General features: G+C 36.6%; 8 protein-coding genes. 6 read left to right on the top strand and 2 right to left on the bottom strand.

Translation table 11 applies throughout. The features are described from left to right. Nucleotides 1-350: 350 nt before the first annotated feature. Both AC4CVD_RS18580 and AC4CVD_RS18575 read right to left on the bottom strand, forming a co-directional pair. Nucleotides 351-1,067, bottom strand: a complete 717-nt coding sequence (locus AC4CVD_RS18580; protein ID WP_490753676.1) for a hypothetical protein — start codon at nucleotides 1,065-1,067, stop codon at nucleotides 351-353. A gap of 76 nt (nucleotides 1,068-1,143) precedes the next feature. Then, on the bottom strand, nucleotides 1,144-1,554 hold the full coding sequence (locus AC4CVD_RS18575) for a conjugal transfer protein TraD (protein WP_490753675.1): 411 nt from the start codon (nucleotides 1,552-1,554) through the stop codon (nucleotides 1,144-1,146). Nucleotides 1,555-1,833: 279 nt separating this feature from the next. Here AC4CVD_RS18575 and AC4CVD_RS18570 point away from each other — a divergent pair, with 279 nt between their 5' ends. From AC4CVD_RS18570 to AC4CVD_RS18545, 6 genes are all read left to right on the top strand, one after another. After that, nucleotides 1,834-1,989: a hypothetical protein gene (locus AC4CVD_RS18570; protein ID WP_004846790.1), complete on the top strand. Its 156-nt coding sequence runs from the start codon at nucleotides 1,834-1,836 to the stop codon at nucleotides 1,987-1,989. Continuing rightward, the gene (locus AC4CVD_RS18565) at nucleotides 1,989-2,918 is read left to right on the top strand and encodes a MobA/MobL family protein (RefSeq protein ID WP_161417620.1); all 930 of its coding nucleotides are present in this window, start codon (nucleotides 1,989-1,991) and stop codon (nucleotides 2,916-2,918) included. The genes AC4CVD_RS18570 and AC4CVD_RS18565 overlap by 1 nt, the downstream gene beginning before the upstream one ends. Further along, entirely contained in the window at nucleotides 2,915-3,415 is a 501-nt protein-coding gene (locus tag AC4CVD_RS18560) for a hypothetical protein (RefSeq protein WP_044109130.1), read from the top strand. Before AC4CVD_RS18565 ends, AC4CVD_RS18560 begins: the two co-directional genes overlap by 4 nt. 70 nt (nucleotides 3,416-3,485) lie before the next feature. Continuing rightward, nucleotides 3,486-3,782: a BrnT family toxin gene (locus tag AC4CVD_RS18555; RefSeq protein ID WP_042087986.1), complete on the top strand. Its 297-nt coding sequence runs from the start codon at nucleotides 3,486-3,488 to the stop codon at nucleotides 3,780-3,782. Beyond that, complete coding sequence (locus tag AC4CVD_RS18550; RefSeq protein ID WP_114674320.1) at nucleotides 3,772-3,987, top strand: hypothetical protein; 216 nt, start codon at nucleotides 3,772-3,774, stop codon at nucleotides 3,985-3,987. Before AC4CVD_RS18555 ends, AC4CVD_RS18550 begins: the two co-directional genes overlap by 11 nt. A gap of 283 nt (nucleotides 3,988-4,270) precedes the next feature. Continuing rightward, nucleotides 4,271-5,086, top strand: coding sequence for a hypothetical protein (locus AC4CVD_RS18545; RefSeq protein WP_163172877.1), 816 nt, complete (start codon nucleotides 4,271-4,273; stop codon nucleotides 5,084-5,086). The last annotated feature ends 438 nt before the right edge of the window (nucleotides 5,087-5,524 follow it).

The following is a 5,524-nucleotide window of genomic DNA, read 5'->3' as shown; positions in this document are numbered from 1 at the left end:
ACCCTCGCAGAGATATCGCCATACTTCGACAGGGAGCGTGTGGGAGAAGGTGCAAGACCTTTAGTCCTTGTCTGCATAGTCAGCAAAACTATGTGCGGATACGACCGATATACGTGGCTCCGAAGCCAAAAGAATATGCGGTAAATCGGCAATACTTAAAGGATGTGTCATTTTTTTAAATGACCGCCTTTAGGGAAAGTATTGCCGAAACTCTCTCAACCGTTTCCAAAGCCAAAGCACGAAGTGCGACGCTTTGGGGGCGAGTTGAGAAGTTGAGAACATTTGTTTTTATATATATTGAGTTGTCTGTATATGATTGATCAATCTTTATAAAACAATTATTGCTTAGGCTATTCACATTTATAATCAAAAATCCTTTTTGTCTTATCTCCCATAGGTTCTTTTGTTAAAGGTAGTTCATCTTTTAGTTCATAATTTGTTGTGGTTCCATCTGCATGCTCTACAAATGCTTTTACCCTAGTAGTTATATACTCTTTTGTTTTACAAAAAATTAAATAATCCTGTTCTATATAGTAATCAGGATTTGTTTTAAAAAGTTCTTTTATATTAACAACTTCACTGTCAGGAATTGGTGAATGTTTTCTATAGTTGTCTGTGTCTATATATGCAATAACTGGATCTTCTTTACCTTGAATTGAAGGGAGTTCTTGCCATCTTGCACCTGGATAATAAGCCGGAATTTCAACAGTATCAGGACATTTGACGTCAAATTTCTTAATAAAATTTTCAGAGATTTGATGCGCATCTTCAATTTTTTGTATCTCCTCTAATTTTATTTTTTCTTTATATTTAGGATGTTTGTTTATGTAGTATAGAGTTTCTCTAGTCATGCCATTTACTGAACACATATGTTCAGAGCTTTCTTTGGTTGTTAAAGGCCGTTTGTTTTTTTTAAATTCTAATACTTTAGATATAGAGTCAGACAAAACATCAAGTTTGAAAAGTATCCCTTTTTTATACTGTTCAAAAGTAATAGAATTTTCAGCATGAGCATTTGTAATTTTAAAAAAAATAATTAGTGCTGCAACTATATAAATCAGTTTCATTTGTTAACCTAAAATTAGTTACCCTTATAATATTGAGGGTATATTTCTATATGTTGATCGATTTTTAAAATATGGTTTAAGATTTTTTACGCTGATTTAAAGTTTCCTGTCCTAAATCCTTCCAAATCTGCCATTTCATATCATTTGGGTCGATTTCAGCAGTTTTAAGCAGAACTCCAAGTAATTCTGCTGGGTTCCGTTGATCTAGATTGGCAATCTCAAAAAGTGCGCCTAATTGGATGAGATGACGTGTACGAGCTTTACGTTCAGCTTCTTTTTCTGCATTCAGTAATTTTCTAACGGCTACCTTTTGCTTATTCGCTCGATCTATTGCTTTTTCGGCCTTAATCAAAGCATTCAGTTTTTTCTCTTGGTCTGGTGTACGGTATTGGATTTTAGCTAATTCCAATAAAAGTTTTTGAGCATCACTCGGATTCTTTAAAGCAGAGATATAGGTGATTTTTTCAGACAGCCAATCATTATTCATATTCAATTCCATTAATTCAGATACCGCAAAAGTACAGGCTTAATTCTCAAAGAACGATAACAAAATAATTACGTCAAATGTACGCAATTTTGTTAAAATCGTTCTAGAGATTGTTGCCTGTACTTCCATCAAATTTTTTGATGGCGCGCTTAGACGTTTCTCAATTTCATTGAGAAACCTAAGCACGTTAGGGACTTCATCCCTAAAACCCTGAAACTTCTTTTTTCCGTAAATTTTCAATTTACAGAAAAAAGAAGTACCAAAGCTAGGAGCAACTGCATGCAACTAAAACAGGTACTGGGAAAAATTAAAGATATTACTTTTGGCGTGATCGCAGCACCTCTAATCATCATCATTATGATGTGGGCTTCGATACTCGATCAAAGAGCCTTTAAGAAAGAATTAGACCGAAAAAAGGAACAGGAAAAAACCTAATGGCGATTGCTCGTTTAAGTGTCAAAGTTGGCAAGGCAGGCAAGGCAGCACCGCATTCCGAATATATTGATCGGGACGAAGAAAAGAAGCTGAAACAGGAACAGGCAGAAACTGACCTTGAACATAGTGCTTATGGAAACATGCCGAAATGGGCTGAACATAATCCGATTGCCTTTTGGGAGGCAGCCGACCTTTACGAGCGCAAAAATGGCAGTACTTATCGAGAATATGAAATTGCCTTGCCTAGAGAAATGAATGCCGAGCAACGCCTAGAATTGGTTGAGGACTTCATTCAGTCCGAGATCGGCTCAAAATATCCATATCAGTTTGCGATTCATAACCCTAAAGCAATGGACGGCAATGATCAGCCCCACGTTCACCTCATGTTTAATGAACGTTTGCAAGATGGAATCGAACGAGATCCGGAGCAGTATTTCAAACGCTATAACAGCAAAAATCCTGAACGTGGCGGAGCTAAAAAAGACAATACCGGTAAGAGTTACCAGGAAAGAAAAACCGATATTAAAGACCTACGCCAAAGATGGGCAGATTTATGCAACAGCCATTTAGAAAAACACCAAATTGACAGCCGTATTGATATGCGAAGCTACAAAGAGCAAGGCATAGAGAAAGACCCTGAAAAAAAACTATTACCAAGCCAAGCCAAAGACCCTGAAATCAGGGAAGCCCTGCAACAGTCACGAACAGCCTATAAAGAGCTTGAACAACTAGACTTAGGTGACCCGAAAAAAGACCTGAAAGACCTCAAAGACAGCCCAATTTCAGACAAAGAAATTAAACAGGGGATTGAGAGCTTTAAGGCTGATTTTGACAGCTTCAAACAGCTTGCTTTGGAACAGTACAAAGAACAGCAGAAATTAGAGCGAGAACAACAGAAAACCATGAGTTATAAGGGGATGAGCCGATGACACCTGATGAAAAAAAGCTATATGCACTGATGGCAGTTGCAGAACAACAGCAGAACCTAGTCAATCAGGCCGTTAAAGAGCTTCAAATCACGAAGGAAGACATTCAAAGGGCTATCGCTGGGCAAACCCATAGTACCGTATCAAAATCGCTAAATACGGGCTTACAGGAGGGAACAGCGGAGCTTATTAAGACTGCTAAAGCACTTGGACGCTTAAAAAACTCGATTGAATCAGCCAGCTATGAATTTTCGTGGAAAATCATCGCAATGATTTTAGGAATTTTTACCATTCTTATGCTTGGCATCATTTGGTTATTTAGTGTTTATATAAAGCCACTTGAGAATATTTCTAAGATTGAGAGCTTAAGAGAGGATGGTATTCAACTTGATATTCAAAGCTGTAAAGTTGGGGAAGAAACTAAACCTTGTGTCCGAATAATGAAAGATCAGTGCAACTATTCCAAAAACAATGATTTATGTGTGATCGACCCAAAATAATAAGAATATTTCTTATGCTAAAAGAAAATTCTTACTTAATTTCAGTTTTACGAGAGGAAAAGAGGTAATCATGCCATTGATTGAATATTACGGCTTGTTATTTGAATGGCATGACCAAAAAATGGATTTAGTCTATCGAGGGCGTGAAATTACGTTCGAGGAGGTCTGTAGTATTTTCCTTGATCCTGCATTGATGTCTTTTGATGATGTAGGACACTATGACGAACAACGACTAATATCAGTCGGTTTAAGCAATCGTGGTAGACTATTAACAGTGGTTTGGGTTGAACGTGGAGATGTTGCGAGAATAATCACTGCATTTGAACCATCACATCACCAAAAGCGGAGGTACAGCAATGCAAAATGAACTAGAACGCTATAAAAATTTTGACCCTACCAATGCCCCATTGGTTAAACCTAGCTTTGTGAAGAAATTACAGGAACGCCATGCCATAGCGCAAGCAAAGGCTTTTGATGCTGATGTCGTAGAATGGTTAAGTTCACAAGATAATGAAACAAAACAACATATTAACGATATGGTTCGCCATGTTATGGCATTGAAACGTGCTTAATTAGGGATTTAGTCATGATTAGACATGACCTCCTTTTTTTGTCTTGATGTTCAATTTATAAAAGAAAAAGTCTATTTAGTATCAATACTAAATAGACTTTTTTTACATTTAACGATACGTATTTATTTAACTCTCTCATCTTGAACACAAATATCAGCAAAGATAGTCGCTCTAGATTTTTCATAATCTTATAATGGCTGTATTCGGTGTCTAGATGGTTATTTAAGATTGTTTTAATGACTTACAGATTTTTGAAATATAAGTAATATTGAAGGATAGTTCTATGTTAAATCGAGCGAGTTTAGAGAGAAAGGAATTTAAGGAAGAAGAACTTGCGCCCATTAAAAAGCTTGATTTGAATGATTTGAAAGTTCCTATGCCTAAAAACCTTGACCAGTTACTGATTTGGACATCCGAACTTGCTCAATATAATTATGCTCAATTCCTTGACCAAGCCGAACAGCTAAAACTTGTTAATGAAGACAACCTGGAAGAACAGGCGGAAATCAGTCAGAAGCTTAGGTTCTATAGAGGGAATGCACTTATAGAAAACCAAATTAAAGATTTCTATTTGAAAAAGTTACTTGATCAAGGGGAGGCAACAGTCAAAGGTTATATTAAAAGTCCGACCAAGAAAAATACGAGATATGCTGTAATTTCTTATCATGACTATGATTTTGTAAGCTTTGCTACTCCAGAAATTCTTAATAAATTTCCAGCCGATCTCATCAATTTCGTGCAAAAGGAAACACCTAAGACATTAGCGGACATATACCCTGAAGAAGCCGTGTTCTTATCAGCTATCAAAAAATTTATAAAACCTTTTAAGGAGCAGTATAAAAAATTGGCTGATAAAAACAGAGAAATTAAAGAGCACAATACAGTTGCTCATGAAATTTATATAAAAATTAAAAATAAAGAAGCAACTCTGCAAAAGCCAACAGACTCAAAGCCTAAAGAATCTAGTCCAAAGACTAATGAAAATAGTGTTGTGCCAGTAGAGATGAAGCAGGTAGCCATTCAGAAAAATATGGGCCCAAAAGAAAAGCCAATTACGGTGATTAAGAAGCGAAAATTTGCTTTAAATAAAGATAAGTAGTTTGTAATTTAAAATTATAAACAAAAACCCCTCTAAGTCTTGCAAGTTAGAGGGGTTTTCAAGTAAATTCAGCGGTACGCAGTTATTTGATGCTAGAACATCAAGTAACGAAGATCATAAGGTTAGACGACCGTTATGATTTCACCAAAAGGCTTGTACCTGAACTCCATTTTCACAATAAACAGTGTTTATATCAAGCCTCAAAATGATAAGTCTTCGTTAAATCGTGTTCTAAATCGTCAAATAAGCATTATAAATCGAGCTTTGCCTGCTTCTGCGTGTCCGTTTTACGGATTGGCATGCGTTGCATGTGGAGGGAATAAGTGTCACTGGTGCAACGTAGCGATAGTCGAAAGGCTAAACCGCTTACAGGGGATTCTCACAAAGGCGGAGCGTTAGAAGTAGTTGTATAGGTCGATTAAGTTGCATGCTGGGGAA

This window comes from Acinetobacter sp. LipI_23 (assembly GCF_058243045.1).
This window is presented reverse-complemented; position numbering and strand designations above follow the sequence as displayed.